General features: G+C 65.9%; 22 protein-coding genes. 11 read left to right on the top strand and 11 right to left on the bottom strand.

Going from position 1 to position 24,896, the window contains the following annotated elements:
* Positions 1-29 precede the first annotated feature (29 nt).
* The 8 genes from dnaE to AC07NK_RS13235 form a co-directional block, all read right to left on the bottom strand.
* Positions 30-3,512, bottom strand: a complete 3,483-nt coding sequence (gene dnaE / locus AC07NK_RS13270) for a DNA polymerase III subunit alpha (RefSeq protein ID WP_495171074.1) — start codon at positions 3,510-3,512, stop codon at positions 30-32.
* Between the two features lie 80 nt (positions 3,513-3,592).
* Positions 3,593-4,267 (bottom strand): hypothetical protein, encoded by a 675-nt coding sequence (locus tag AC07NK_RS13265; RefSeq protein WP_495171073.1) that lies wholly within the window; start codon positions 4,265-4,267, stop codon positions 3,593-3,595.
* Between the two features lie 2 nt (positions 4,268-4,269).
* Positions 4,270-4,749: a glutathione peroxidase gene (locus tag AC07NK_RS13260; RefSeq protein WP_495171072.1), complete on the bottom strand. Its 480-nt coding sequence runs from the start codon at positions 4,747-4,749 to the stop codon at positions 4,270-4,272.
* 20 nt (positions 4,750-4,769) lie between these two features.
* Entirely contained in the window at positions 4,770-5,402 is a 633-nt protein-coding gene (locus AC07NK_RS13255; RefSeq protein WP_495171071.1) for a DUF937 domain-containing protein, read from the bottom strand.
* Between the two features lie 87 nt (positions 5,403-5,489).
* Complete coding sequence (locus tag AC07NK_RS13250; protein WP_495171070.1) at positions 5,490-6,065, bottom strand: GNAT family N-acetyltransferase; 576 nt, start codon at positions 6,063-6,065, stop codon at positions 5,490-5,492.
* Positions 6,062-6,736 (bottom strand): ABC transporter ATP-binding protein, encoded by a 675-nt coding sequence (locus AC07NK_RS13245; protein ID WP_495171069.1) that lies wholly within the window; start codon positions 6,734-6,736, stop codon positions 6,062-6,064. The genes AC07NK_RS13250 and AC07NK_RS13245 overlap by 4 nt, the downstream gene beginning before the upstream one ends.
* On the bottom strand, positions 6,729-7,979 hold the full coding sequence (locus AC07NK_RS13240) for a lipoprotein-releasing ABC transporter permease subunit (RefSeq protein ID WP_495171068.1): 1,251 nt from the start codon (positions 7,977-7,979) through the stop codon (positions 6,729-6,731). Before AC07NK_RS13240 ends, AC07NK_RS13245 begins: the two co-directional genes overlap by 8 nt.
* Before the next feature lie 637 nt (positions 7,980-8,616).
* On the bottom strand, positions 8,617-11,043 hold the full coding sequence (locus AC07NK_RS13235) for a TonB-dependent receptor (protein ID WP_495171562.1): 2,427 nt from the start codon (positions 11,041-11,043) through the stop codon (positions 8,617-8,619).
* 256 nt (positions 11,044-11,299) lie between these two features.
* Between AC07NK_RS13235 and AC07NK_RS13230 the strand changes: the two genes are divergently transcribed.
* On the top strand, positions 11,300-11,773 hold the full coding sequence (locus tag AC07NK_RS13230) for an Hsp20 family protein (RefSeq protein WP_495171067.1): 474 nt from the start codon (positions 11,300-11,302) through the stop codon (positions 11,771-11,773).
* Positions 11,774-11,858: 85 nt separating this feature from the next.
* Here the strand turns inward: AC07NK_RS13230 and AC07NK_RS13225 are convergent, their stop codons facing one another.
* A complete protein-coding gene (locus tag AC07NK_RS13225) occupies positions 11,859-12,758 on the bottom strand; it encodes an alpha/beta hydrolase (protein ID WP_495171066.1) in 900 nt (299 codons plus the stop codon).
* Between the two features lie 214 nt (positions 12,759-12,972).
* Here AC07NK_RS13225 and AC07NK_RS13220 point away from each other — a divergent pair, with 214 nt between their 5' ends.
* Positions 12,973-14,034 (top strand): winged helix-turn-helix domain-containing protein, encoded by a 1,062-nt coding sequence (locus tag AC07NK_RS13220; protein WP_495171065.1) that lies wholly within the window; start codon positions 12,973-12,975, stop codon positions 14,032-14,034.
* A gap of 30 nt (positions 14,035-14,064) precedes the next feature.
* Here AC07NK_RS13220 and pyrG read toward each other — a convergent pair whose 3' ends face one another.
* Together pyrG and secG are read right to left on the bottom strand one after the other, a co-directional pair.
* Positions 14,065-15,702 (bottom strand): CTP synthase, encoded by a 1,638-nt coding sequence (gene pyrG, locus AC07NK_RS13215; RefSeq protein ID WP_495171064.1) that lies wholly within the window; start codon positions 15,700-15,702, stop codon positions 14,065-14,067.
* A gap of 86 nt (positions 15,703-15,788) precedes the next feature.
* A complete protein-coding gene (gene secG, locus AC07NK_RS13210; protein WP_495171063.1) occupies positions 15,789-16,157 on the bottom strand; it encodes a preprotein translocase subunit SecG in 369 nt (122 codons plus the stop codon).
* A gap of 285 nt (positions 16,158-16,442) precedes the next feature.
* On the opposite strand from secG, the gene AC07NK_RS13205 reads away from it, so the two are divergent.
* The 9 genes from AC07NK_RS13205 to AC07NK_RS13165 all read left to right on the top strand — a co-directional run bounded on the left by AC07NK_RS13205 (position 16,443) and on the right by AC07NK_RS13165 (position 24,589).
* The gene (locus AC07NK_RS13205; RefSeq protein ID WP_495171062.1) at positions 16,443-16,802 is read left to right on the top strand and encodes a MarR family transcriptional regulator; all 360 of its coding nucleotides are present in this window, start codon (positions 16,443-16,445) and stop codon (positions 16,800-16,802) included.
* Between the two features lie 25 nt (positions 16,803-16,827).
* Entirely contained in the window at positions 16,828-17,112 is a 285-nt protein-coding gene (locus AC07NK_RS13200; RefSeq protein ID WP_495171061.1) for an SH3 domain-containing protein, read from the top strand.
* Positions 17,109-18,041, top strand: coding sequence for an N-acetyl-gamma-glutamyl-phosphate reductase (gene argC / locus AC07NK_RS13195; RefSeq protein WP_495171060.1), 933 nt, complete (start codon positions 17,109-17,111; stop codon positions 18,039-18,041). Before AC07NK_RS13200 ends, argC begins: the two co-directional genes overlap by 4 nt.
* Before the next feature lie 99 nt (positions 18,042-18,140).
* Positions 18,141-19,598, top strand: a complete 1,458-nt coding sequence (gene zwf / locus AC07NK_RS13190) for a glucose-6-phosphate dehydrogenase (RefSeq protein ID WP_495171059.1) — start codon at positions 18,141-18,143, stop codon at positions 19,596-19,598.
* Between the two features lie 42 nt (positions 19,599-19,640).
* Positions 19,641-20,351: a 6-phosphogluconolactonase gene (pgl, locus tag AC07NK_RS13185; protein WP_495171058.1), complete on the top strand. Its 711-nt coding sequence runs from the start codon at positions 19,641-19,643 to the stop codon at positions 20,349-20,351.
* Between the two features lie 147 nt (positions 20,352-20,498).
* Positions 20,499-22,325, top strand: coding sequence for a phosphogluconate dehydratase (gene edd / locus AC07NK_RS13180; protein ID WP_495171057.1), 1,827 nt, complete (start codon positions 20,499-20,501; stop codon positions 22,323-22,325).
* A gap of 142 nt (positions 22,326-22,467) precedes the next feature.
* Positions 22,468-23,439 (top strand): glucokinase, encoded by a 972-nt coding sequence (glk, locus tag AC07NK_RS13175; RefSeq protein ID WP_495171056.1) that lies wholly within the window; start codon positions 22,468-22,470, stop codon positions 23,437-23,439.
* Positions 23,436-24,044, top strand: a complete 609-nt coding sequence (eda, locus tag AC07NK_RS13170) for a bifunctional 4-hydroxy-2-oxoglutarate aldolase/2-dehydro-3-deoxy-phosphogluconate aldolase (protein ID WP_495171055.1) — start codon at positions 23,436-23,438, stop codon at positions 24,042-24,044. The genes glk and eda overlap by 4 nt, the downstream gene beginning before the upstream one ends.
* A 20-nt stretch (positions 24,045-24,064) precedes the next feature.
* Positions 24,065-24,589 (top strand): putative immunity protein, encoded by a 525-nt coding sequence (locus tag AC07NK_RS13165; protein WP_495171054.1) that lies wholly within the window; start codon positions 24,065-24,067, stop codon positions 24,587-24,589.
* Positions 24,590-24,896: the final 307 nt, after the last annotated feature.

The following is a 24,896-nucleotide window of genomic DNA, read 5'->3' as shown; positions in this document are numbered from 1 at the left end:
TTGAAGGGACGGATGCAAGGGGCGAGCGATCAGCTCGCCAGCGCGAGCCTGGGCAGTTCGGTGGGCTTGAGCTCACACGCGGCGACGCCGGGGAGGTGTTCGATCCGGGTCGCCAGCTCGCCGTCGATGCGGAAGTTGCGGCCGAGCACCAGTTCGGCCTCACCACCACCGGGCAGAGGCGCGTCGAGGATCACTTCGCACCGCCCGCCGCGGGCATCGGCGAGTTGGTGGGCGATGGCGGCGAGCGCGCCCGGCTCAGTCGCGGTGAGGCGAAGGGTCAAGCGGACGTCCTTGGCCATCCCTTCGAACGGCTGGACCTTGCGTACAGTGACGCGCGCGGAGTCCTCGCCAGCTCGGCGATCGAGTTCGAGCGTCAGAATACCGCAGCCGCCGATGCGCGAGGCATCCTCCATCTCCTTGGCGGTGAGATCATCGAAGCAGGTGCACGGAACGGTCCCGCTGGCGTCGGACAGCGTCGCCATGAGGTAGCGCTTACCGCGCGCCGAGGTGCGCCAGCGCGCATCCTCGATCAGCGCAGCGACGGTCGCACCGGCGCGGCCGCCTTCAGCAATCTCGATCGCGTTGAGGCTGACGATCGTCCGCGCCGAATGGAGCCGCGCGAGGTGCTGGTAGCGGTCGAGCGGGTGCGCGGAGAAGAAGAAGCCGAACGAATCCTTCTCGGCCTCAATCTTCTGGCCCAGCGTCCAGCGTGCGCTCTTGGGCAGCTGGATCGCGGAGCCGACCGGCTCGGCCTCGCCGAACAACCCGCCCTGCCCGCTCTCGCGATTGGCATGGGTACGCTGGGCGACGGCGAGGATCGTCTCGGCCGCGGCGTAGACGCCGGGCCGGTCGGGCGCGATGCTGTCGAAGCCCCCCGCCCCGGCCAGCGCTTCGACCTGGCGCTTGTTGAGCAGCCGCGGATCGACGCGGCGCGCGAAATCGTCGAGGCTCTGGAAGCGGCCCTTGGCGTGGCGCTCCTCGACCAGCAGCTCCATCGCCTTCTCGCCCACGCCCTTGAGACCGGCGAGCGCGTAGCGGACCGCGAAGCCGTCATCGACCGCCTCGACCGAGAACTCCGCTTCGCTCGAATTGATGTCGGGCGGCAGGCACGGCACGCTGAGGCGCTTCATATCCTCGACGAAGATCGCCAGCTTTTCGGTCTGGCCAAGTTCGAAGCACATCGAAGCTGCGTAGAATTCGTGCGGATAGTGCGCCTTGAGCCACGCGGTATGATAGGCGAGCAGCGCATAGGCGGCGGCGTGCGACTTGTTGAATCCGTAGCCGGCGAACTTGTCGATCAAGTCGAACAGCTCGTTCGCCTTGGCCTCGGCGATGTTATTCACCTTGGCGCAGCCCTCGACGAACAGCGCGCGCTGGGCGTCCATCTCAGCCTTGATCTTCTTGCCCATCGCGCGGCGCAGCAAATCGGCGCCGCCGAGCGAATAGCCCGCCAGGATCTGCGCGGCCTGCATCACCTGTTCCTGATAGACGAAGATCCCGTAGGTCTCCTTCAGGATCCCCTCGAGCGCCGGGTGGGGATACTCGATCGGCTCAAGCCCCTGCTTGCGGCGGCCGAACATCGGGATGTTGTCCATCGGACCGGGGCGGTAGAGCGAGACGAGCGCGATGATGTCGCCGAAATTGGTCGGCCGCACCGCGGTCAGCGTGCGGCGCATGCCCTCCGATTCCAGCTGGAACACGCCAACCGTGTCGCCGCGCTGGAGCAGTTCGTACACCGCCGGATCGTCCCAGCCGAGCGCGGCGAGGTCGATCTGGATGTTGCGCGCGGCGAGCAGCTCGACGCCCTTCTGCAGCACCGACAGCGTCTTGAGACCGAGAAAGTCGAACTTCACCAGACCCGCGCCTTCGACATATTTCATGTCGAACTGCGTGACGGGCATGTCTGAGCGCGGATCGCGGTAGAGCGGGACCAGCTCAGCGAGCGGGCGGTCGCCGATCACCACGCCGGCGGCATGGGTGGAGCTGTGGCGCGGCAGCCCTTCGAGCTGCATGGCGAGATCGACGAGGTGCCTGACCCCCTCGTCGCCGTCATATTCGGCCTTGAACTCGCTGACGCCGTTGAGCGAGCGCGGCAGCGTCCACGGATCGGTCGGGTGGTTGGGGACGAGCTTGGCAAGGCGGTCGACCTGGCCATAACTCATCTGCAGGACGCGCCCGGTGTCCTTGAGCACCGCGCGCGCCTTCATCGTTCCGAAGGTGATGATCTGCGCGACCTGATTGCGACCATATTTCGCCTGGACGTAGCGGATCACCTCGCCACGGCGGGTTTCGCAGAAGTCGATGTCGAAGTCGGGCATCGACACGCGTTCCGGATTGAGGAAGCGTTCGAACAGCAGGCCGAGTTCAAGCGGGTCGAGGTCGGTGATGGTCAGCGCCCATGCGACCACGCTGCCCGCGCCCGAGCCACGGCCCGGTCCCACAGGGATACCGTTGATCTTCGCCCATTTGATGAAGTCCGCGACGATCAGGAAGTAGCCGGGGAACCCCATCTGGATGATGATGTCGGTCTCGAACGCCAACCGCGCGAAATATTCCTCGCGCCTGGCCGGGTCAGTGACGCCGGCCTTTTCCAGCCGCTCCTCAAGTCCGGCGCGCGCGTCGTCGCGCAACTGCGCAGCCTCGCCCTCGAGATCGCCGGCGAGGCTGGGGAGGATCGGCTTGCGCTTGGGCGCGGCATAGGCGCAGCGCTGCGCGACGACGAGCGTGTTCTCGATCGCCTCAGGCAGATCGTCGAACAGCCGCTTCATCTCGGTCGCGGGCTTCATCCACGTATCGGGCGAGGAGCGTGCGCGCTCGTCGCTGGCGACATAGGCGGACCCGGCGATGCACAGCATCGCGTCGTGCGCCTGATGGAAATTGGGCTCGGCGTAGCAGGCCGGATTGGTCGCGACGATGGGAATGCCGCGATCATAGGCAAGGTCGAGCAGCTTGGGCTCTGCCCTGCCCTCGACCTCGTCCAGCCGGCGAATGATCTCGATATAGAGGCGGTCGCCGAACAGCGCCTGAAGCCGGTCGACATAGGCGAATGCGGCCGAATCCTGCTCCTCGGCGAACATGCGGGCGAGCCCGCCTTCCTTGCCCGCGGTGAGCGCGATCAGGCCGTCGGTGCGGCCTTCGAGATCCGAAAAGAGGACATGCGCGTCCTTCTCGATCGGGCGTTCGAGATGCGCGCGCGAAACGAGGTCGCAGAGATTTTCGTAGCCGCGCTGGTCCTGTGCGAACAGCGCCAGCCAGTCGAGCGGCGGGGTGACGCCCTCGGGCATGTCGGGTCGCTCGACGCACAGCAGCGTGCCGACGACGGGCTGGACCCCGGCCTTCTTCGCGGCATCGCCGAACGGCATTGCGGCATAGAGCCCGTTGCGGTCGCACAATCCGGCGGCAGGGAACCCCAGCGCGCGCGCGCGTCCGGCGATCGCCTTGGGCTCGATCGCGCCTTCCAGCATCGTGTAGGCGGAGAAGATACGGAGGGGGACGAAGCCGGAATGGGGCATAGGATTGTTATAGGTGGGGGTGCCGAAGGGTCAAAGGAAGCGGCGGGGTTTTCCACAGCTAATCGCACGTCTGCGTCGGGCTAGTCGTCCGCGCGCCGCTTCATCCGCAGCGTCCCCAATGTGTAGGTCAGCGTCAGCGTACCGTCGTCCACCGTCACCACCGCATCGGTCATGTCCGCCACGCCGAAATCATTGGGGGTGAGATCGAATATCGCCGTCGTGCCGGGCCGGGCATCGAGTGGCAGGCGGGGGAAGTCGATCCGGTGCGAGGGGATGCTGAAAGTGATGAAGCGGGGAATACGCTTCTCCTCCTCCGGCAAAGACCAGGCGCTACCGGGAAGATAGCTTTCAAGCGGCTCCCCCGTGTCGAACTCGATCCGCAGTTCCACGCCAGGCACATCGTCCCCCGATGGTCCGACCAGGCGAATGGCGAAGGGCTGATCCGGCTTCGTCGTCTCCACCCGTCCGGCCCTGACGGTCGGCGGGACCGGGCGGGGGTCGCTGGTCAAATGGACCCGATTGCCATCCGCCTTCCACCGCCCCTGTGCCATCTGATCCAGCGAACCGACGGTCAGACCGAACTGGAATCGCCCGTCCTTGTCCAGCCGCAACCCGGCGACCATCTCCCGCTCGGACGCGACATAGTTGCCGGCGACGCTGGTGGATGCGGGTTCCGCCACTTCCTGAGCATGGCCGGGCGAGGCCAGCGCCAGAAGCAGGCCGACAATGACCGCTGAGCCCACCCTGCCCCGCACGGTCAAAGCAGCTTCTCGATATCCGAAGCGATGTCTTCGGGCTTGGTCTGCGGGGCGTAGCGATCGGCAACATTGCCGTCGCGGTCGATCAGGAACTTGGTGAAGTTCCACTTAATCCCCTCGGTCCCGAACAGCCCCGGCGCCGCCTTCTTGAGATAGCGATAGAGCGGCGCCGCATCCGGTCCGTTGACGTCGATCTTGCCAAATACCGGGAAGGTCACGTCATAGGTCAGCGAACAGAAATTCGCGATCTCCGCCGCGTCGCCCGGCTCCTGCGACCCGAACTGGTTGCAGGGGAAGCCCAGCACTTCGAACCCGCGATCCCAGAACTGGCGATGGAGCGCCTCCAGCCCCTCATATTGCGGGGTGAAGCCGCATTTCGATGCGACGTTGACGATCAGCAGCACCTTGCCGGCATAGGGTGTGAGGTCGACCTGTGTCCCTTCCGGCGTGGTGACCGGAATGTCGGTGATCGCGGCCATCGTGTTTCCTTCCAGCGGGTTCAGCGGGTGAGCTTTCCGGCCATGCCGATGATATCGTCGAGCGGGTTACCATCGCCGTTGAAGTCGATGAGCTTGCCGAGACCGCCAAGACCGCCCGCCGCAGCCGGTGCGCCGCCGCCGGCGTTTCCGCCGCCCAGCACGCTACCCAGCACTCCGCCAAGGCCGCCTGCGCCGCCACCGCCGAGCATTCCCCCGATCAGGCCGCCAAGCCCGCCGCCTTCGCCTTGCTGGCCGCCCTGCTTGGCCAGATAGCCGGCCACGAGCATCGCAAGAATCGGCAACATCTTCTTGAGCAGCCCGGAATCGAGGCCGGTCTGTTCCGAGGCATGACCCGCAACGGTGCGGCTGACATCCTTGGATCCGAAGATCTGGCCGAGCACGTCATTGCCCTGATCGACCGGGGTCGGTTGGGAATTCAGCACCGCATCGAACAGTCCGCCGCCGCCGAGCTGGCCGAGCAGCCCGCCCAGCCCCTCGATCCCCCCGCTACCCTGCGCCTGCTTCTTGAAGCCACCGAGAATCGCGGGAAGCAACGCCTCTGCACCCGCCTTGGCGGTGTCGGGCGAAACGCCAAGCTCGCTGGCCATCGATTCGATGCCGCCCGTCTGGGACAGGATATCGGTCAGATTCATGCCTTCACTCCCTTGCGCTCCGGGCCTGACGCGGACCGGCAGACAGCGATCATAGCAGCGTAAAACGGGGCGCGCGAACCGTTGGGTTCAGCGTGCCATCAACTGGTCGAGGTTGCGACGCACGCCGGGCCATTCGTGCGCGAGAATGCTGTAGACCGCACTGTCGCGCAGATGATCGCCAAGGATCAGATGCCCGCGCAGCACGCCGTCGAGACGCGCGCCGAGCCGCTCGATCGCGCGGCGCGAGGCGTGGTTGAGGAAATCGGTGCGCAGCTGGACGCAATTCGCGCCGAGCGTCTCGAACGCGTGGGTCAGCAGCAGGCGCTTGGCCTCGGTATTGAGGCCGGTGCGCTGAACGCGGCGGGCATAGACCGTGCCGCCAATCTCGACCCGCCGATGCGGCTCGCTCATCCGCATGAAGCGGGTGACGCCGACGACAGAACCGCTCGCGTCGAGCACGGTGAAGGGAAGTGTGCGCCCGGCGGCCGTTTCAGCCTCCAGACGGTCATACCAACCGTCGATCGTCGCGGGTCCGGGCACGAAGGTGGTGAACACCTGAAGCCCATCGAACGCGTCGAGGAGCGCAGCACGATCGTTGCGGTGGAGCGGGCGCAGTGTGACGTGCCGGCCCGTGAGGGTCGGCGTCTTGCGCCAGACGCTCACTCCAGGACGCCCTCATGCAGCCGCACGACGCGATCCATCTTCGCCGCCAGCCGCTCGTTATGCGTGGCGATCAGCGCCGCAGCGCCCTCGCCGCGCACCAGCCGCAGGAATTCGGCGAGCACAACATCCGCGGTATGTTCATCGAGATTGCCGGTCGGCTCGTCCGCCAGCACCAGCGCCGGCCGGTTGGCGAGCGCGCGGGCGACCGCGACGCGCTGCTGCTCGCCGCCCGACAGCTGGCTCGGCCGGTGCGTCAGCCGCGCGCCGAGGCCAAGTGCTGTGAGCAGGCTTTCCGAGCGCGCGCGCGCATCGGCGAGGGTGGCGTTCTGGATGAGCTGGGGCAGCTCGACATTCTCGACCGCGTTGAAGTCGGGGAGCAAGTGGTGGAACTGGTAGACAAAGCCAAGCTTGTCGCGCCGCGTAACGGTGCGCGCATGGCTTTCGAGCTTGCCGACCTCGACGCCCGAGATGCGGATCGAACCCGCAAACCCGCCTTCGAGCAGACCGACCGCCTGCAACAGCGTCGACTTGCCCGAGCCGGAGGGGCCGAGCAGCGCGACGATCTCGCCCTGCCCGACGGTCAGGTCGACGCCGCGCAGGACATGGATGTCCGCCCCGCCCTGGCTGAAGGTGCGCTTGAGGCCCGAGGTTTGGAGGACTGGCTCACTCATAACGCAGCACCTGCACAGGATCGGTGCTCGCCGCCTTGAAGGCCGGGTAAAGCGTGGCAAGGAAGCTGAACACCAGCGCCATCAGCGCAATCCCGGCGATCTCGACCGGATCGGTCTTGGCGGGCAGTTCGGTGAGGTAACGCATCGAGGGATCCCAGATCTCCTGCCCGGTGACGAAGCCAAGGAAGGTCAGCACCCCCTGACGAAAATAGAGGACGATGAAGCCGAAGATCAGCCCGGCAAGGATACCCAGCGATCCGATCACCGTGCCCACCGTCACGAAGATCTTGATCAGGCCGCTCCGCGTTGCCCCCATCGTGCGCAGGATCGCGATGTCGCGCGTCTTGGCGCGCACCAGCATGATGAGCGAGGACAGGATGTTGAACACCGCGACGAGGATCAGGATCGACAGCACGGTGAAGGTGACGAGACGGTCGACCGCCAGCGCCTCGAACAGCGTCGCGTTGAGCGTGCGCCAGTCGGTGAGCTGGCCGACGCCCGCGACCTGCTTCGCCAGCGGCGCGAGGATGTCGCCGACCCTGTCGGGGTTGTCGGTGTCGATCTCGACCATCCCGACGGTGTCGCCCATCAGGAGTAGCGTCTGCGCGTCCTCCATCGGCATGACCACGAATGCCTTGTCATAGTCATAGACGCCGATCTCGAAGATCGCGGCGACGCGATAGGAGACGATGCGCGGTACCGTGCCGAACGGGCTGGTCAATCCCTGCGGGCTGAGCAACGACACGCTGCTGCCCGGCGCGGCACCGAGCGTCTGGGCGAGCCGCGACCCGATCGCGATACACTCACAGCCCGGTGTCAGCCCCTTGAGGTCGCCCGCCAGCACATTCTTGTTGAGCGTCGGATTGGCGCGGATGTCGGGCATCGTCATGCCGCGCACCAGCACGCCCTCGACCCGCCCCTGGAAGCTCGCCATCAGCGGCTGTTCGATCAGCGGCGTGGCGCTGGTGACGCCGGGAGTCTTGCGGGCCTGCGCCGCGATCTCGCGCCAGTCGCGCAACTGGCCGCCATAGCCCTGAACCACCGCATGACCGTTGAGGCCGGTGATCTTGTCGAACAGCTCAGCGCGGAAGCCGTTCATCACGCTCATCACGATCACCAGCGCGGCAACGCCAAGCATCACCGCGACCAGGCTGATCGATGCGACGAGGAAGATGAACGCCTCCCCCCGCCCGGGCAGGAGGTAGCGGCGGGCGATCATCCGCTCATATCGGGAAAGAAGCATATCGGCGCGTGTTAGGGGGTGTTTGCAAATTCGCAAAGAAGCGAATTTGGTTGCCACATCGGCCCGCGGCACATTCGTAACGGATACGCGCAAACCCGCGCTGTTGCCAAATAAACACAGGATGAATGCAAAGCGCAGCGGTGACGTCATCGCCCCGTGACAAGCGGCACCTGCCATCCTAGCACGTCCCCACGAAGCGCAGGCAATGGCCGTGGTTCGGGGAGGCTCTCCCGTCCCGTTCTTCTTCGGAAGGATGCGTGGGCAGGAAGCCACAAGGGGGCTGACGAGGCATCGTCACGCAGGCGCCCGGGCTGGAAACGGCCCGGGCGTTTCGCGTTTCCGGAACCCAATTTCCTCAGCGTCCCCCGTAAATGCCTGATGGGCCGCCAGCGGTGCCAGATGGAGCCGAAGAGTGTGATTTGCGAGCACCGGAGCTCAGTGTACTTCGGTACGTGAGCGCCGGCGCGCAGCACATCGCGCTTTGGAGGCCCATATGGCGCCGCTGGCGGCCCATCAGGGCGGGGAGGAACCGCAGGAGCCTGATTGCGGCCCCTCCCCTGGCATCTGTCACCCGCGCCGGCCTGTTCTTAAAGTCAATCGCGGGGGCAGATACGTCTCGTGCATGGTCTGTCCGGGCCTAGAATTTGAACCCGAGGGTCAGACCATAGGTTCGCGGATCGCCGGGCTGGCCGACGATCAGGCCAGTGTTGCTCGGACCGACCGTGAGCTGTTCGAAATACTCGACGTCGAAGGCGTTGCGGACCCAGCCATAGAGGTCGAACTGGTCGCTGCGGAACCCGAAGCGGAAGTTGGTCAGCGCGTAGCTCTCCACCCAGGTATAGGCCGAAGGCGACGGGTTGGATGAGAAGCGCGAACGGTAATTGCCGTCGATCCCGAGATAGACCTGTCCGTCCTTGCCGAACAGCGAGACCGGAGCGTTGGCCTCAGCGCCGTAGGAGAAGGCCCATTTGGACACGCCCGGCAGCACTGATCCCGAAATGTCGCAATTGGCGGGGCTGAGGCCGCCCGGGGTGCCCGGCGCGCTCGGCGTCTGGCCCGCGGTCACCGTGGTGCCGCCCGACAGTTCGGGCGGGCACGGCGCGTCGACGAACTTCACATATTTGGCGTCGGTATAGGCGCCGTTGAAATAGGTGCTGAACCGTTCGCTCGGGCGCGCCGAGAAGTCGATCTCGAACCCCTGCGTGCGCACCTTGTCGGCATTGGCGAGATAGCCGCGCAGCACGCCGAGCTGGCCGTTGGTCACTGTCGCCTGATAATCGTCGATCGTGGTGCGGTACGCCGACAGGTTGAGCGTCGCACGCTTGTCGAAGAACTGGGTCTTGAGGCCGATTTCCCAGTGATTGACCGATTCGGGCTTGATCGATCCTGCCGCGGCGATCGGCACGCCCGCCGCATCGGTCGGCAGGCCGTTCTGGTTGATGCCGCCGGTCTTGAAGGTCTTGGCATAGGTGCCATAGGCCAGCACGTTCGGCGCGATCTGGTAGCTCAGCGTCAGATCGTAGCTGAAATTCCAGTCGCTAAAGGTCGGCGCGCTCAGCTGCGGTGCGAACACGCCGCGCTGCGCGACCTTGACCGGATCGGTCTGGCCGAACAGCACCGGATTGCCCTGCCCATCGAACACCTTGCGTTCGTAAAAGCCTTCCTTCTTGTCATAGTTGAGCCGTGCGCCCGGCTGGATCGTCAGGCCCGGCACCACCTCCCAGTCCACCTGACCGAACAGCGCCAGGCTGGTGTTCTTGAGATACTGGGTGTTGCGCGCGACGAGGCCGTTGAGGATGTTGGCCGAAATCTGCCCAGCGTTGGTCAGGTTCCAGCGGCTCGATGCCGCGCCCTGCTGCTCGGTGCCCTGCGTGTCGATCCGCTGGTAGAAGGCGAAGGCACCGAGAACGAAGCCGAGGTTCTTCGCGCGGTAATTGTAGCGGAATTCCTGGGTATACTGGTCGTGCTGCGACGGATTCTGCGATCGCGAGACGATCGGCAGGCCGGTATAGTCGCGGTCGTTCTCGGGCTTCCAGTCCCAGAAGCGCCACGCGCTGATCGAGGTCAGCGTACCCGGCCCGACATCCCATTTGATGCGCAGCGCCGCGCCGCCGATCTTGTTTCCGGCATTGAGGTTGGCGTCGATGTCGGTCAGCCGGTCGAACGGGTTGGTGCTGACCACGCTATAGCCCTGCGCCGCGGCGAGCGCGGCATATTGCCGGTTGAGCGCACGCTGGGTTGTGCCGGTGCGGACGAATACCGTGCCGCAGCACTCGGGGTTCTGCTCGCTAAAGTCGCCCGACAGCGTGATCGACAGATTGTCGCTCGGCTTGAACAGCAACTGCCCGCGCAGGCCGATATTGTCCTGCTCGTTGATCCAGTTGCCGCTGGTCACGTTGAAGATCGTTCCGCGGCGGCTGGTCGAGGAGATGGCAAGGCGAGCGGCGAGCGTGTCGGTGATCGGGCCGGAAATCGCACCCTTGAACTGCTTGAAGTTGAGGTTGCCGACGGTCAGCTCGGCCTTGCCCTCGAAATCGAAAGTCGGCTGGTTGGTGGTGATGTTGATCGCGCCCGCGGTGGTGTTCTTGCCGTAGAGCGTGCCCTGCGGACCGCGCAGCACTTCGATCTGGGCAATGTCGAGGAAGTCGAAGGTCGAGGACGCAGCGCGGGCGTAATAGACGTCGTCGATATAGATGCCGACGCCCTGCTCGAACCCGTCGCTGGTCAGCCCGAACGGCGCGCCAAGGCCACGGATGTTGACCGCCGAGTTGCGCGGGTTGGACGAATAGAATTGCAGCGTCGGGGTCAGCTGCTGAAGTTTACCGACGTTGAAATTGCCGGTCGAGTCGATCTGACCCGCGCTCAGCACAGTGATCGCCACCGGCACTTCCTGCGCGGTTTCCTGACGGCGGCGGCCGGTGACGATGATCTCGCCCGACGCCGCGGGATCGCCTTCGCCTTCGCTGCCCTCGGGCGCGACGTTCTCGACGGCGGGCGCAGCCGGCGTATCGGCCAGCGCGGCCGGTGATGTGCTGGCGAGCAGCAGGACGGAAAATGCAGTCAGGCTCACTTTATGGCTCCCCCTGTGGTGTTGCATTAAACTCCACTAGGTTGATGGGGTTTAGCCAGAAAGCGATTCTATTCCCACCTGTTTGATGGGCTTTATATCGCGATCGACGCACATTTCGCCGCGCCCTTGAAACCTGTCACCGGCTTCCCAAATCAGCGTTGCACGGTGCCTTCGGGGCCGGGCAGACTTGGCATCGCAGCTCAGCTGGAGGCCGCAAGACGTTGAAATTGCTCACTGGAGGATTCAGACTATGCGTCAGATCGATCTCACCCCTTTCCGCCGCTCCGCAATCGGCTTCGACCGGCTCTTCGACATGCTCGAAACGACCGCACGCCAGTCGGGCAGCGAGAACTACCCCCCATTCAACCTTGAGCGGATCTCCGACGACCAGTATCGCATCACGATCGCCGTCGCCGGCTTCAAGCCGAACGAGATCGAGATCACCGCGCAGCAGAACCTGTTGCTGGTCGCCGGCAAGAAGATCGAATCGCAGGACAATGAAACCGCGCAGATGCTGCATCTCGGCATCGCCAATCGCGGGTTCGAGCGCCGCTTCGAGCTGGCGGACTTCGTCCGTGTCGACAGCGCCGACCTCAATGACGGCCTGCTCGTGATCGTGCTCGTGCGCGAAGTGCCTGAGGCGATGAAGCCCAAGAAGATCGCTATCGGAACCGGTGGCGAAGACGGCGACGGGGCCGCGATCGAGCACCGCTCGGTCGGCTAAGCCGCCGCAAACCCAGAGGACGGCGTGCCCCACCCCTTGCGCGCCGCCCCATGCGGGCGTCCGGACACTGGTCCGGGCGCCCTTTCTATTTCTGCAACGACAGCAGGACCTTCAGCGCGCGCGTGAAGCCGCGCGGAGCGACCGAGACATGGTCTTCGTCGTTGAGCACCTCGTCCTTCAGCACCAGCCCCGGATAGCCGCGCTTACGCAGCGCGTCAGCAAAGGCGCGGCTGTCAGCGACCAGGTCGGTTTCCTGGTTAAACCGCGCATCGCCCTTGCGGATCGCCTCATATTCGCCGGTGTACATGAAGACGCTCGCCTTCAGGTCGCGATGCTTCGCGGCATAGGCAGCCTCGACTCCGAACATGTGGCGCTTGTCAAACCAGAGTGACGGACTCCCCAGCACATAGCCGCCGAACATCTCCGGCTCACTCAACAGGATCTGCGCGGCGAGCAGCGCACCATAGCTATGACCGAGCAGGATATTCCTGCCCGGCGCGGTGCGATAACGGCCAGTGACGAACGGCAGCGCCCGGTCGCGCAACCAGACCTGATGCGCCGTCGCCTCGCCATGTTTCGTTCCCGCGGGCGTGTCGCTTGGCCCGTTGGGCGTGGGTGTATAATCGCGCCGCCGGCTGGCAACGCCATCGTCACCCTTGGCATAGGAAATGCCGATCAGGATAAACTCCTCGATCTTCGGCCCCTCAACGTTCAGCCGGCGCGCAATCTGGCGGATGATCGGAAAGGCATAATCGGCATCGGTGACGTAGAGCACCGGATAGCGGCGCTCGGGTTGCTTGCCATAGGAGGGCGGCAGGTTGACGAAGAGCTGATAGGTGCGGCCGGTCGCCGGGTCGGGCACGTCCCAGACTTCGGTCCCCAGCAATTCATAGGGCTGCCCTCCGCCGCGTTGAGCGGGGGTGCCTGTTGCCGCGGGCGTCGCCTGCGGTTGCGGCGCGGCATTCCCGCACGCGGATAAAGTCAATGCCGCCATGGCACCGCAAAATATGGCCTGTCTCAAACGCTTCCCCCTTTTTCCGTTGCTCCGTGCGCTAGCGCATCGGCGTGGGCGGACAACGGCGCCGGGGACGCAAACCGGCTGATCGTTGCGCAGGCGCGACAGATCGCCGCCTTGCCTCACCCGCGGCAGTGAGGCATCGGTTGAGCGCGCATCGGGCACGGGAGGCTTCACATAAGATATGGCCGCCACCGGCTTCCGCTTCGAAGACTTCCACCTCGACCCGGCCAACCGCCAGCTGATGCGCGACGGCGCGACGGTCGAACTCAACGCCCGTTACCTCGACGCACTCGTCCTGCTGGTAAGTGAACCCGGCCAGCTTATCTCCAAGGACCGCTTCATGGCGGAGATCTGGCGCGGCGTTCCCGTCACCGATGAGGCGCTGACCCAGTGCATCCGCACGCTGCGGCGGCAGCTTGGCGACGACGCGACCCGTCCGCGCTTCATCGAAACGGTACCCAAGCACGGCTATCGCTTCATCGCCACAGTCGACGCGGGGACTCCCGCCCTTCCGCCCGAGCCCCTCCCCGCGCTTCCGCACCGCTGGGACGAGGCTGCGCTCACCGCTGGGTTCGGGATCCTTGGCGGCGCGATCGCCGGGCTGATCGGCGGACTGATCTATGGCTTCGCCGGCGCGGCCCAGCCATTGCAGGCAGGCATGGGCGCAGCGTCGGTGCTGCTGGTCCTGCTCAGCGTGACCATCCTGCTCGCTACCGTCGGCGGCGCAGGTGTGAGCATCGGCATCGCCGCGGCCAATGCGCTGTCGGAACGCCCGTGGCGCTGGAGCATCGTCGGGGGCGCCGCGGGCGGCCTTGTCGTGGGTGCGCTGGGCAAGATGCTCGGGCTCGATGCCTTTTCGCTGCTGCTCGGCCAGTCGCCCGGCGACATCACCGGCGGGTTGGAGGGCGCGTTGCTCGGCGGTGGCGTAGGGCTCGGCATCTGGCTCGCGCATCGCCGCGGCCCGCCGCGCTTCCGCCGTGCCGCAGCCCTGGGCGGACTTGCCGGTGGCGCGGCCGGGCTGCTCACCGCGCTGATCGGCGGACGTTTGCTGGCAGGAAGCCTCGCGCTGCTGGCAGGACAATTCCCCAATTCGCGCCTGCGCCTCGATCAGATCGGGGCGCTGCTGGGCGAGGCCGGATTCGGCCCGATCAGTCTGGCGCTGTCGGCGACTCTGGAAGGCACATTGTTCGGCGCCTGCACAGTCGGTGCCATCGCCCTCGCCCGCCGCGAACGGCGGGGCTAGATCACGCCCGCCGCGAACGGCGGGGCCAGGTCAGACCAGGCGGGACTGACGCACCGCGGCTTCGATGAAGCTCGCGAACAGCGGATGCGGGTCGAACGGCTTGGATTTCAGCTCCGGGTGGAACTGGACGCCGACAAACCACGGATGGTCGGGCCGTTCGACGATTTCGGGCAGCATCCCGTCAGGCGACATGCCCGAGAAGACGAGGCCCCCCTGCTCCAGCGCGTCGCGATAGCCGGTGTTCACCTCATAGCGGTGACGATGGCGCTCGCTGATCTCTTCCGAGCCATAGATCGAACCGACGACCGAATTGCCTGCCAGCTTCGCAGGGTAAGCGCCAAGCCGCATCGTGCCGCCCAGATCGCCGCCCTCTTCGCGCTTCTCGATGCCGTCGCTGCTCATCCACTCGGTGATGATTCCGACGACCGGCTCCTGCGTCGCACCGAACTCAGTCGAGGATGCGCCCGCGATTCCGGCCACATTCCGTGCGCCTTCGACGCACGCCATCTGCATGCCGAAGCAGATGCCGAAATACGGCACCTTGCGCTCACGCGCAAAGCGGACGCTGGCAATCTTGCCCTCGGCGCCGCGCGATCCGAACGCGCCGGGGACGAGGATGGCGTGGCACGCCTCCAGATTCGCCGCGACTTCGGAATCGTCGCCATTCTCGAACAGCTCGGCGTCGATCCAGCGGATATTGACCTTCACGCGGTTGGCGATGCCGCCATGGACCAGCGCTTCGTTCAACGATTTGTACGCATCCGGCAGGCCGACATATTTGCCGACCACGCCCACCGTCACTTCGCCCTCGGGGTTGAACAGGCGGTCGGTGATCTCGGTCCAGCGGCTCAGATCCGGGTTCGGGCCCGGCTCGATCCCGAAGGCGCGCAGCACTTCGCCGTCCAGCCCCTCGGCATGATATTGCAGCGGCACCGCATAGATGCTCGGCGCGTCCAGCGCGGGGATGACCGCGCTCGCGGGTACGTTGCAGAATTGAGCAATCTTGGCGCGCTCGCCTGCAGGCAGCGGCTTTTCGGCGCGGCACACCAGCACGTCGGGCTGCACGCCGAGCGATGCGAGCTCACGCACGCTATGCTGGGTCGGCTTGGTCTTCAGTTCGCCCGCGGCGGCAATGTACGGCACCAGAGTCACATGCACACTGATCGAACGGCCGCGGCCAAGCTCGTTCTTGAGCTGGCGGATCGCCTCGATGAACGGCAGCGATTCGATGTCGCCGACGGTGCCGCCAATCTCGCACAGCACGAAATCGAGACCTTCGGTTTCGGCCTGCGCGAAATCCTTGATCGCATCGGTGACGTGCGGGATCACCTGCACCGTCGCGCCGAGATAGTCGCCCCGGCGCTCACGCTCGATGATCGTCTTGTAGATCCGGCCCGAGGTGATGTTGTCCGACTGGCGCGAAGCAACGCCGGTAAAGCGCTCGTAATGGCCAAGGTCGAGATCGGTTTCCGCCCCGTCGTCAGTCACATAGACTTCGCCGTGCTGGTACGGGCTCATCGTGCCCGGATCGACGTTGAGATAAGGATCGAACTTCCGGATGCGGACCGTGTAGCCGCGCGCCTGAAGGAGCGCGGCGAGGCTTGCCGCCATCAGGCCTTTGCCAAGCGAGGAGACCACGCCGCCGGTGATGAAAATATACCGCGTCATGGGAGTCACCGACTAGCCTTTATGCACGAGTGAGGGCAAGCGCCCGACTCCGGACGCTGCCAAAAAAAGTTGCGTTGAAAGCCCGCTTACTTGGCGAGCGGAACCGCGCTGTTATCGGCCGGAGCCACTGGCGCAGTGGCCGGCTGAGTCACCGGAGCCGGGCCAGTGCCGGGTGCCGGTGCGGTCTGCGCGGGCGTGACGATACGGCTGGTGTCGATCGTCCCTGCCCCCTGAGTCGCCGCGAGCGCAGCAAGCGCGATGCTCATTGCGATGAACAGGGTCGCCAGAATCGCGGTCGCGCGGGTCAGGAAATTCGCCGCACCACGCGCCGACATCAGTCCGGACGGGCTTCCGCCCGTGGTAAGGCCGCCGCCTTCGGACTTCTGCATCAGGATCACGACCACGAGCAGCGAGGCGATGATGGCATGGACGACGAGGAGGAAGGTGAACAGCATGTCGGTCTTTCGCAGGAAAGCGGCGACATAGGGGAGGTCTGCGCCGCGATCAACCGCCCAGGGACGCTCTATTTTGGAAGTCCGGCCTCATTCACCCAACCCCCCTGCCATCTGATGGTGGCATCATAGCGGTGCTGGCATGCGCGGGGGGCGCAGTTTTCAACAGGGAATGTCACATATCCGGAACATTTCGGCGCAGCACTGAAACCAGCGGGCCTTCGGGGCGTTAATGCCCCGGAAAGCCCGGTTCCTTGCGGGCCTGTAACTAAAAATGAGTGCCATGCGATGAACGCCATGAGCGACCAGTCGCTATATAACTGGAAGAATACGCTGATCGACTATGTCCGGTCAGGCGAACCCGATCTCACCAACCGGCAGATGGCGCTGATGCTGCTCGTCTACCTCGATTCAGGCCCGCATACGGTGCGCGGATTGGCGAAGGCGCTCAACGTCTCCAAGCCCGTTGTGACGCGCGCCTTGAACAGACTGGGTGCCCTCGGCTATCTGCGCCGTCAGCGCGACGAAACCGATAAGCGGAACATCTTCGTCGCACGCACACCTGAAGGGGCGGAGTTTCTTGCAGAATTCGGGCAATTCGTTACCGGCGACAGCCACGCCGGACAGCCAGTCAAGCATCACGCGTAGCCGATTCGCGCTGACCGGCCGCTCGGTGCGCATCGACCCGCGCACCGATGCGGCGCGTCGGGACCTGGCCGACGTGCGGCTCGCCGACCGTGTCTTCGCGCCCCATTACGCCGCCCCCGTCACTTATCTCGTGACCGCGGCGGTATCGTTGCGCGCCGCCAAGGAATCCGATGCCGAAGTGCTGGCGCAGTTGGGCGAGGGCGACGTATTCGAAGTGCTCGAACTGTCCGCGGGCAATGCCTGGGGCAGTGCGCCGGGTTCGGGGCTGGTCGGCTATGTCGATGCAGCACAACTGAAGGCGGCGGCATGAGCGTCAGCGTCTTCATCGACGGTGCCGCAGGCACCACGGGTCTCGAAATCCGCGAGCGGCTGGCGACACGCAGCGAAATCGCACTGATCACGCTCGACGATGCCGACCGCAAGGACGCCGGCAAGCGCGCCGAAGCGCTCAACAGCGCCGATTTCGTCATTCTCTGCCTGCCCGACGACGCTGCGCGCGAAGCGGTCGAGCTGATCGCGAATGACACCACGCGCGTGATCGACGCGTCGACCGCGCATCGCGTGGCCGACGGCTGGACCTATGGCTTCGCCGAGCTGGAGCCGGCACAGGCCGCGGCGATCGCCGAGGCGCGCTATGTCAGCAACCCCGGCTGCTGGCCCACCGGCTTCCTTGCGCTCGTGCGCCCGCTGGTGCGCGCAGGCCTGATCCCGCCTGACTGGGTGCTCACCGCCGGCGGCGCGTCGGGCTATTCGGGCGGCGGCAAATCGATGATCGCCGAGTTCGAGAACGGCAGCGAGCCGACCGGCTTCCGCGCCTATGGCCTCAACCTCGAGCACAAGCATCTGCCCGAGATGCAGAAGCACGCGCGCATCGACCACGCGCCGATCTTTCAGCCGGCCGTCGCGCGGTCCTATCGCGGGATGCTGATCGAGGTGCCGCTCCCGCTCCAGATGCTGCCGCGCAAGCCAGCGCCGGCGCAGATCGAGCAGGTCCTCGCCGACGCCTATCGCGACTCACCGATCGTGCGGGTACTGCCCGGCGACGATGTCTCGCTGGTGCGGGTCGAGGATGACGCGGGCACCGATCGCCTGACCATCCGCGTGTTCGGTAATGCCGAGCGCGGTCAGGCGCGGCTGATCGCCACGCTCGACAATCTCGGCAAGGGCGCGGGCGGTGCGGCGGTGCAGAACCTGAACATCATGGCCGGGTTCGATCAGACCGCCGGATTGGTGCTTTAGGCCGATCCGGCCTCTTACTTTAGGCCGATAAAGCGCAAGGCGCTTCGCAACCCGGAAATCCGCTGCTAGGGCGGGCGCGCAACGCGTTTGGGAGGATCGATGCGACAGCCATTCGGCAAACTGCTGCTGTTCGGAGCGACAGGGGATCTGTCGCAGCGGATGCTGATACCGTCGCTCTACGGCCTCCACGCCGATGGTTTGCTCCCGACTGATTTGACGATCACCGGCACCGCGCGGTCAACGCTGTCAGATGCCGAGTTCCGTGACTTCGCAGCGAAGGCGCTCGACACCTATCTGCCCGAGGACCGCAAGGACAAGGATGCGATCGCCGCGTTCCTCGACCGGCTGCAGTACCAGCAGCTCGATGCATCGGACCTTGGCGGCTATGCGGCGCTTGCCGAGAAGCTCGGCGACATCTCGAGGGGCCTCGCCATCTTCCTGTCGACGGCGCCCAAATTCTTCGAGCCGACGATTAAAGGCCTCGCCTCCGCAGGGCTTGCGGGCAACAATGTCCGCATCGGCCTCGAAAAGCCGCTCGGCACCGACCTGCCCACCAGCCGCGAGATCAACGACGCCGTGGCGTCGGTCTTCCCTGAGGACCGCACCTTCCGCATCGATCACTATCTGGGCAAGGAAACCGTCCAGAACATCCTGGCGTTGCGCTTCGGCAATTCGCTGTTTGAGCCGATCTGGAACGCGGCGGGCATTGATCACGTCCAGATCACCGTCTCCGAGACGGTCGGGCTTGAAGGCCGCGCGGGCTATTATGACGAAGTCGGCGCGGTGCGCGACATGGTCCAGAACCATATCCTGCAGCTGCTCGCGCTGATCGCGATGGAGCCCCCTGCCCGGTTCGACGGCACCTCGATCCGTGACGAGAAGGTCAAGGTCCTCCGTTCGCTCCGCGCGATCGAGGGTCGCGAGGCCGGCGAACTCACCGTCACCGGCCAATATACCGGCGGCGCGTCGACCGGAAAGATCGTCGCGGGCTATGCCGAAGAACTCGGCAAGGATTCCCGCGCGGAAACCTTCGTCGCGATCAAGGCGCATGTCGACAATTGGCGCTGGCAGGGCGTGCCCTTCTACCTGCGCACCGGCAAGCGCATGACCGAGCGCCGCTCGGAGATCGTCGTCCAGTTCAAGCCCGTCCCCCACTCGATCTTCGCCGAGCGCGGCGGGGTGCTCCAGTCGAACACCCTCATCATCCGCATCCAGCCCGAGGAATATGTCCGCCTGCTGGTAATGGCCAAGGAGCCGGGCCTCGACCGCGAGGGCGTGCGCCTGCGCGAAGTGCCGCTCAACCTCAGCCTTGAGCACGAGTTTGCCGGCACCCGCCGCCGCATCGCCTATGAGCGTCTGCTGCTGGACTTGCTCGAAGGCGATCCTACCTTATTCGTGCGCCGCGACGAGGTGGAGGCGCAATGGACCTGGATCGACGCGATCCGCGCCGGCTGGGACACCGCCGACGTCAAGCCCAAGCCCTATGCCGCCGGCACCTGGGGCCCGAGCGCCGCCATCGCACTGACCGAACGCGACGGCGTCACCTGGAACGAATGACACCTCGTCTGAATATTGAACTATCCCGCTGGAGTTGTTGAAATGGCCGAAGAAATCGAATGGTGGGAGTATGAGGAAGCCGAGGAGTGGGTCGACGCCCTCGCCGGTGACATCGGCTTCATCATCGAAAGCGCGATCGATGCGCGCGGCGGTGCAGTGATCGCGCTGGCGGGCGGCAAGACCCCCGCCCCGGTCTATGAGAAGCTCGCCGCTGCCAAGATCGACTGGAAGCGCGTGACGATCCTCCCGACCGATGATCGCATCGTTCCGCTGGGCGACGCGCTGTCGAACGTCACCGGACTCGGCAAGACCTTCATCCCCAAGGGCGCGCGCGTCATCCCGCTCGTCAGCGAGAAGGCCGACGACTACAAGGCCGCCGGCCGCGCCGCCGACGCGCGTATCGCCGATTTCCACTGGCCGCTCGATCTGGTTCTGCTCGGTATGGGCGCAGACGGGCACACCGCCTCGATCTTCCCCGGCCCGGACTTCGACGAAGCGCTCAACGGCCCCAAGGAGCGCCGCGCGCTCGGCGTGCTCCCCGATCCGCTGCCGCCCGAGGCTCCTGTCGCCCGCGTCACGCTGTCGGGCGCGGCGATCGCCAACGCCAAGTCGCTGATGATCGCGATTACCGGCGCCGAGAAGCGCAAGGTGCTTGAAGCCGCCATCGCGCAGGGTGCGTCGAGCGCCTATCCGATTGGCCGCGTGCTCGCCGAGACCGAACTGCCCGTCGACGTCCACTGGCTGGAAGGATGACCTCCTCCCCGTCACCCCTAAATTCTTCGTCATCCCCGCACAGGCGGGGATCCATTCTGGCTGGCTTCTCGAGAGAACCGCACCGTCAGCCGCAATGGATTCCCGCCTTCGCGGGAATGACGGACAACAAGGCGTGCAGGTAAGCACATGACCAACCTCCTCCCCGAGATCGCCGCGGTCACCGATCGCATCATCACCCGCTCGAAGAAGCGCCGCGCCGCGTATAACGCGCTGATGGTCGCACAGCGTGAGGCGGGCAGCAGCAGCCGTGGACGCCTCGGCTGCGCCAACCTCGCCCATGCCTATGCCGGGACCGACGAGCAGCGCGACCTGATGAAGGACGGTCGCCGGATGAACATCGGCATCGTCACCGCGTATAACGACATGCTCTCGGCGCACGCGCCCTATTACCGCTATCCCGAGCAGATGAAGATCTGGGCGCTCGAGGCCGGCGCCACCGCGCAGGTCGCGGGCGGTGTGCCCGCGATGTGCGACGGCGTGACCCAGGGCTATGCCGGGATGGAGCTGTCGCTGTTCAGCCGCGACACCATCGCCATGTCGACCGCGGTGGCGCTGAGCCACAACACGTTCGAAGGCGCGGCGCTGCTCGGCATCTGCGACAAGATCGTGCCGGGCCTGTTGATGGGCGCGCTGCGTTTCGGCCATCTGCCGATGGTGCTGATCCCCGGCGGCGCGATGCCCACCGGCATCGCCAACAAGGAGAAGGCCCGCGTCCGCGAGCTTTATGCCGAGGGCAAGGCGAGCCGCGACGAACTGCTCGACTCCGAAATCGCCGCCTATCACGGCAAGGGCACCTGCACCTTCTACGGCACCGCCAATTCGAACCAGATGATGGTCGAGGCGATGGGCCTGCACATGCCCGGCGCCGCCTTCATCCATCCGGGCACGAAGCTGCGCCAGGAGTTGACCAAGGCCGCGGTCCAGCGGCTCCCGCAGATCGGCTGGGACAGCGACGACTATCGCCCGATCGGCGAAATCGTCGACGAACGCGCGATCGTCAACGCTGCCGTCGTCCTGCTCGCCACCGGCGGATCGACCAACCATCTGATCCACCTGCCCGCCATCGCGCGCTGCGCCGGCGTGCTGATCGACTGGGAGGATTTCGACCGCCTGTCGCGCGTCGTCCCCCTCCTCGCCCGTGTCTATCCCAACGGCTCGGCCGATGTGAACGGGTTCGAGGATGCCGGCGGCCCGACCTTCGTGATCCGCGAGCTGATCAAGGGCGGCATCCTGCACGGCGACACGCTCACCGTCGCAGGCGACAGCCTCGCCGACTATGTGAAGCACCCGGTGCTCGAGGACGACAAGCTCGTCTGGAAGGACCATGGCGAGAAGAGCGGCGACGACAGCATCGTCCGCACGATCGACGCGCCCTTCTCCGACGAGGGCGGGTTCCGCATCCTGTCGGGCAATCTCGGCCGTGCGTGCATCAAGGTCAGCGCGGTCGAGCGCGATCGCTGGACGATCGAGGCCCCGTGCCGCGTCTTCTCCACCCAGCAGGCGGTGCAGGACGCGTTCAAGGCAGGCGAGCTCGACCGCGACGTCGTCGTCGTCGTCCGCTTCCAGGGGCCACGCGCCAACGGCATGCCCGAGCTGCACAAGCTCACCCCGCCGCTGGGCGTGCTCCAGAACAAGGGCTTCCGCGTCGCGCTCGTGACCGACGGCCGCATGTCGGGCGCATCGGGCAAGGTGCCCGCAGCGATTCATCTGTCGCCCGAGGCGATCGGTGGCGGCCCGATCGGCAAGCTGCGCGACGGCGATGTCGTCCGCCTGTGCGCCGAGGAAGGCGTGCTTCAGGCGCTGGTCGACCCGGCCGAATGGGACGCGCGCGAACTCGCCGCCGCCCCGCCGCCTGACCTCGGCACCGGACGTGAATTGTTCGCGATGATGCGCGCCGGTGCGAGCGAGGCCGAAGCCGGTGGCTCGGCGATGCTCGCCGCAGCGGATCTATGATGCCCTCAGTCGGCACAACACCAAACACCGTCATCCCCGCGAAGGCGGGGATCCATTCAGGCTGCCCTTGCGAAGACACCTCGGCGTCACGGCCAATGGATTCCAGCCTTCGCGGGAATGACGACCAGAGAGAGGAATGAGAGTGGAAGTCGTCGCGGTCGATATCGGCGGAACGCATGCCCGCTTTGCCATTGCGGAGGTCGAGGGCGGACGCGTCGTCTCGATCGGTGAACCGGTTACCCAGAAGACCGCGGAGCATGGCAGCTTCCAGCTCGCCTGGCAGGCTTCGGCACGCGCACTCGGGCGCGAGATGCCGCGCGCGGCGGCGATCGCCATCGCCTCGCCGATCAACGACGAGCTGATCAAGCTCACCAATAATCCGTGGATCATCCGTCCACCGCTGATCAGGGAACGGCTCGAGGTCGACAGCTACTCGCTGATCAACGATTTCGGCGCGGTCGGCCATGCGGTCGCACAGCTGCCGTCGGAGCATTTCCTGCACATCTGCGGCCCGGACGAACCGTTCGTGGAAAAGGGTTCGATCACCGTTTGCGGCCCCGGCACCGGGCTCGGCGTCGCTCAGGTCTTCCGCACCGGCGCGCTCAGCTACCACGTCATCTCGACCGAGGGCGGGCATATGGACTTTGCGCCGCTCGACGGGATCGAGGATTCGATCGTCAAGCGGCTGCGCAGCACCTACACCCGCGTCTCGGCCGAACGCATCGTCGCCGGCCCCGGCATCGTGCCGATCTACGAGACGCTCGCCGAGATCGAGGGCAAGCGCACCCACCGCCTCAACGACAAGGAAATCTGGTCGCTCGCCTTCGAGGGCAAGGACAGTCTCGCCGTCGCCGCGCTCGATCGCTTCTGCCTCAGCCTCGGCGCGGTCGCGGGCGACCTCGCTCTCGCGCACGGCCCGACCGGCGTGGTCATCGCGGGCGGCCTTGGCCTCAAGCTCAAGGACCATCTCGTCAATTCGGGCTTCGGCCAGCGCTTCATCGCCAAGGGGCGGTTCCAGGCGCTGATGGCATCGATCCCGGTCAAGCTTATCACCCACCCCCAGCCCGGCCTCTACGGCGCCGCGGCCGCTTATGCGCAGGAGCATACCCAGTGAGCATCGAAACCATCATGCGCACCAGCGCGGTCATCCCCGTTCTGGTGATCGAGGATGCCGCCACTGCCCGCCCGCTGGCCGAGGCTCTGGTCAAGGGTGGCCTCAGGGTGCTTGAGGTGACGTTGCGCACCGCCGCCGCGTTCGATGCGATCCGCGAGATGAAGAAGGTCGAAGGCGCGATCGTCGGCGCGGGCACGGTGGTCAGCACCGACCAGTTCGCGCAGGTGATGGACGCGGGCGCCGAGTTCATCGTCTCGCCCGGCCTGACCGAGCGGCTCGGCCAGGTGATCGTCGAGAGCGGCGTCCCCTTCCTGCCCGGCGTCGCCAATGCCGGCGACGTCATGCGCGGCTACGACCTCGGCCTGCGCCACTTCAAATTCTTCCCGGCGGAAACCTCGGGCGGGCTCAAGGCGCTGAAGGCGCTCGCCGGCCCGTTCTACGAGGCGAAGTTCTGCCCCACCGGCGGCATCAGCCCGGCAACCGCGCCCGACTGGCTCGGCTTCGATCCGGTGCTGTGCGTCGGCGGCAGCTGGGTGACGCCCAAGGGCGCGAGCTATGCCGAGGTCGAAGCACTCGCCCGCGATGCGGCGGGCCTCGCGCGCTGAATCCTGACCGGGAGCGGGCGATGACGAGCGCGCTCGCGTTGACGCTGGACGATCTGCGGCATCTCGCCCGCTGGGCGGAAGCCTGCGCGGGGCGCGCTTTGCCCGTGTTCGAGCAGAGCGTTCCGGACGACCTGCGCGCCCACGAAGCATTGGCCGCCGCCCGCGCCTTCGCGGACGGCGCCGAAAGATCGGGAGCGCTGCGCAAGGCCGCTTGGGCTGCGCAGTCGGCTGCGCGCGAGGCGATCGATCCCGCCGCTACCGCCGCCGCCCGCGCTGCTGCTGCGGCAGCCGGTGCCGCCTACACCCACCCGATCGCGACCGCGCACCAGCTCAACCACATCCTCGCGCCGGCCGGCTATGCCGCACACGCGCTCGCCCTGCGCTCGGAGGACCCAGCACGCGTGGGAGACATGGAGATCGACAGCGCCATCGCCGGGGCACCCTCCGCCGTACGCCGCCTGATCGCCCAACTACCCCCGCGCGCTTCGAGCCGCACGGCGCTCGGCCGGCTGCTCCACCGGCTCGACACCGGCTTGCGCCGCTAACTCCCAGCCGTCACCCCGGCCTTGTGCCGGGGTCCACCGGAAGGCAGCGGCTGGAAATGAGGCTCCAGTTCAGCGCGGAAGGCTGAGTGCACCGCGCAAGGCCTTGATGATTAACGGCATCCCATGAACGCCATCACGCTCAGGTTCCGGACTGATAGATAACCTGCTGAATGTCTTCCCCGTCAGGCCATCGCGTGCAGGCTCCGGTACCCGCAATCCGAACAGTGGTGCCGGTCAAGAAAGCAGACATCAGCATCGCGAATTGCGACTTGCCGGTCACGCTGTTCTCGTCCCTGATCATAAAATA

Source organism: Sphingomonas sp. GW821-FHT09B04 (genome assembly GCF_059418285.1).
Note: the sequence above shows the minus strand (reverse complement) of the source record. Positions and strands in the feature narration are given on the sequence as shown.

Excerpts from the sequence above, each read along its gene's own strand:
- edd (WP_495171057.1), top strand. The coding sequence starts at position 20,499 with ATGACCAACCTCCTCCCCGAGATCGCCGCGGTCACCGATCGCATCATC.
- AC07NK_RS13205 (WP_495171062.1), top strand. The coding sequence starts at position 16,443 with ATGAACGCCATGAGCGACCAGTCGCTATATAACTGGAAGAATACGCTG.
- AC07NK_RS13260 (WP_495171072.1), bottom strand. The coding sequence starts at position 4,749 with ATGGCCGCGATCACCGACATTCCGGTCACCACGCCGGAAGGGACACAG.
- zwf (WP_495171059.1), top strand. The coding sequence starts at position 18,141 with ATGCGACAGCCATTCGGCAAACTGCTGCTGTTCGGAGCGACAGGGGAT.
- AC07NK_RS13230 (WP_495171067.1), top strand. The coding sequence starts at position 11,300 with ATGCGTCAGATCGATCTCACCCCTTTCCGCCGCTCCGCAATCGGCTTC.
- AC07NK_RS13245 (WP_495171069.1), bottom strand. The coding sequence starts at position 6,736 with ATGAGTGAGCCAGTCCTCCAAACCTCGGGCCTCAAGCGCACCTTCAGC.
- AC07NK_RS13165 (WP_495171054.1), top strand. The coding sequence starts at position 24,065 with ATGACGAGCGCGCTCGCGTTGACGCTGGACGATCTGCGGCATCTCGCC.
- argC (WP_495171060.1), top strand. The coding sequence starts at position 17,109 with ATGAGCGTCAGCGTCTTCATCGACGGTGCCGCAGGCACCACGGGTCTC.
- dnaE (WP_495171074.1), bottom strand. The coding sequence starts at position 3,512 with ATGCCCCATTCCGGCTTCGTCCCCCTCCGTATCTTCTCCGCCTACACG.
- pyrG (WP_495171064.1), bottom strand. The coding sequence starts at position 15,702 with ATGACGCGGTATATTTTCATCACCGGCGGCGTGGTCTCCTCGCTTGGC.
- secG (WP_495171063.1), bottom strand. The coding sequence starts at position 16,157 with ATGCTGTTCACCTTCCTCCTCGTCGTCCATGCCATCATCGCCTCGCTG.
- pgl (WP_495171058.1), top strand. The coding sequence starts at position 19,641 with ATGGCCGAAGAAATCGAATGGTGGGAGTATGAGGAAGCCGAGGAGTGG.
- AC07NK_RS13220 (WP_495171065.1), top strand. The coding sequence starts at position 12,973 with ATGGCCGCCACCGGCTTCCGCTTCGAAGACTTCCACCTCGACCCGGCC.
- AC07NK_RS13255 (WP_495171071.1), bottom strand. The coding sequence starts at position 5,402 with ATGAATCTGACCGATATCCTGTCCCAGACGGGCGGCATCGAATCGATG.
- AC07NK_RS13240 (WP_495171068.1), bottom strand. The coding sequence starts at position 7,979 with ATGCTTCTTTCCCGATATGAGCGGATGATCGCCCGCCGCTACCTCCTG.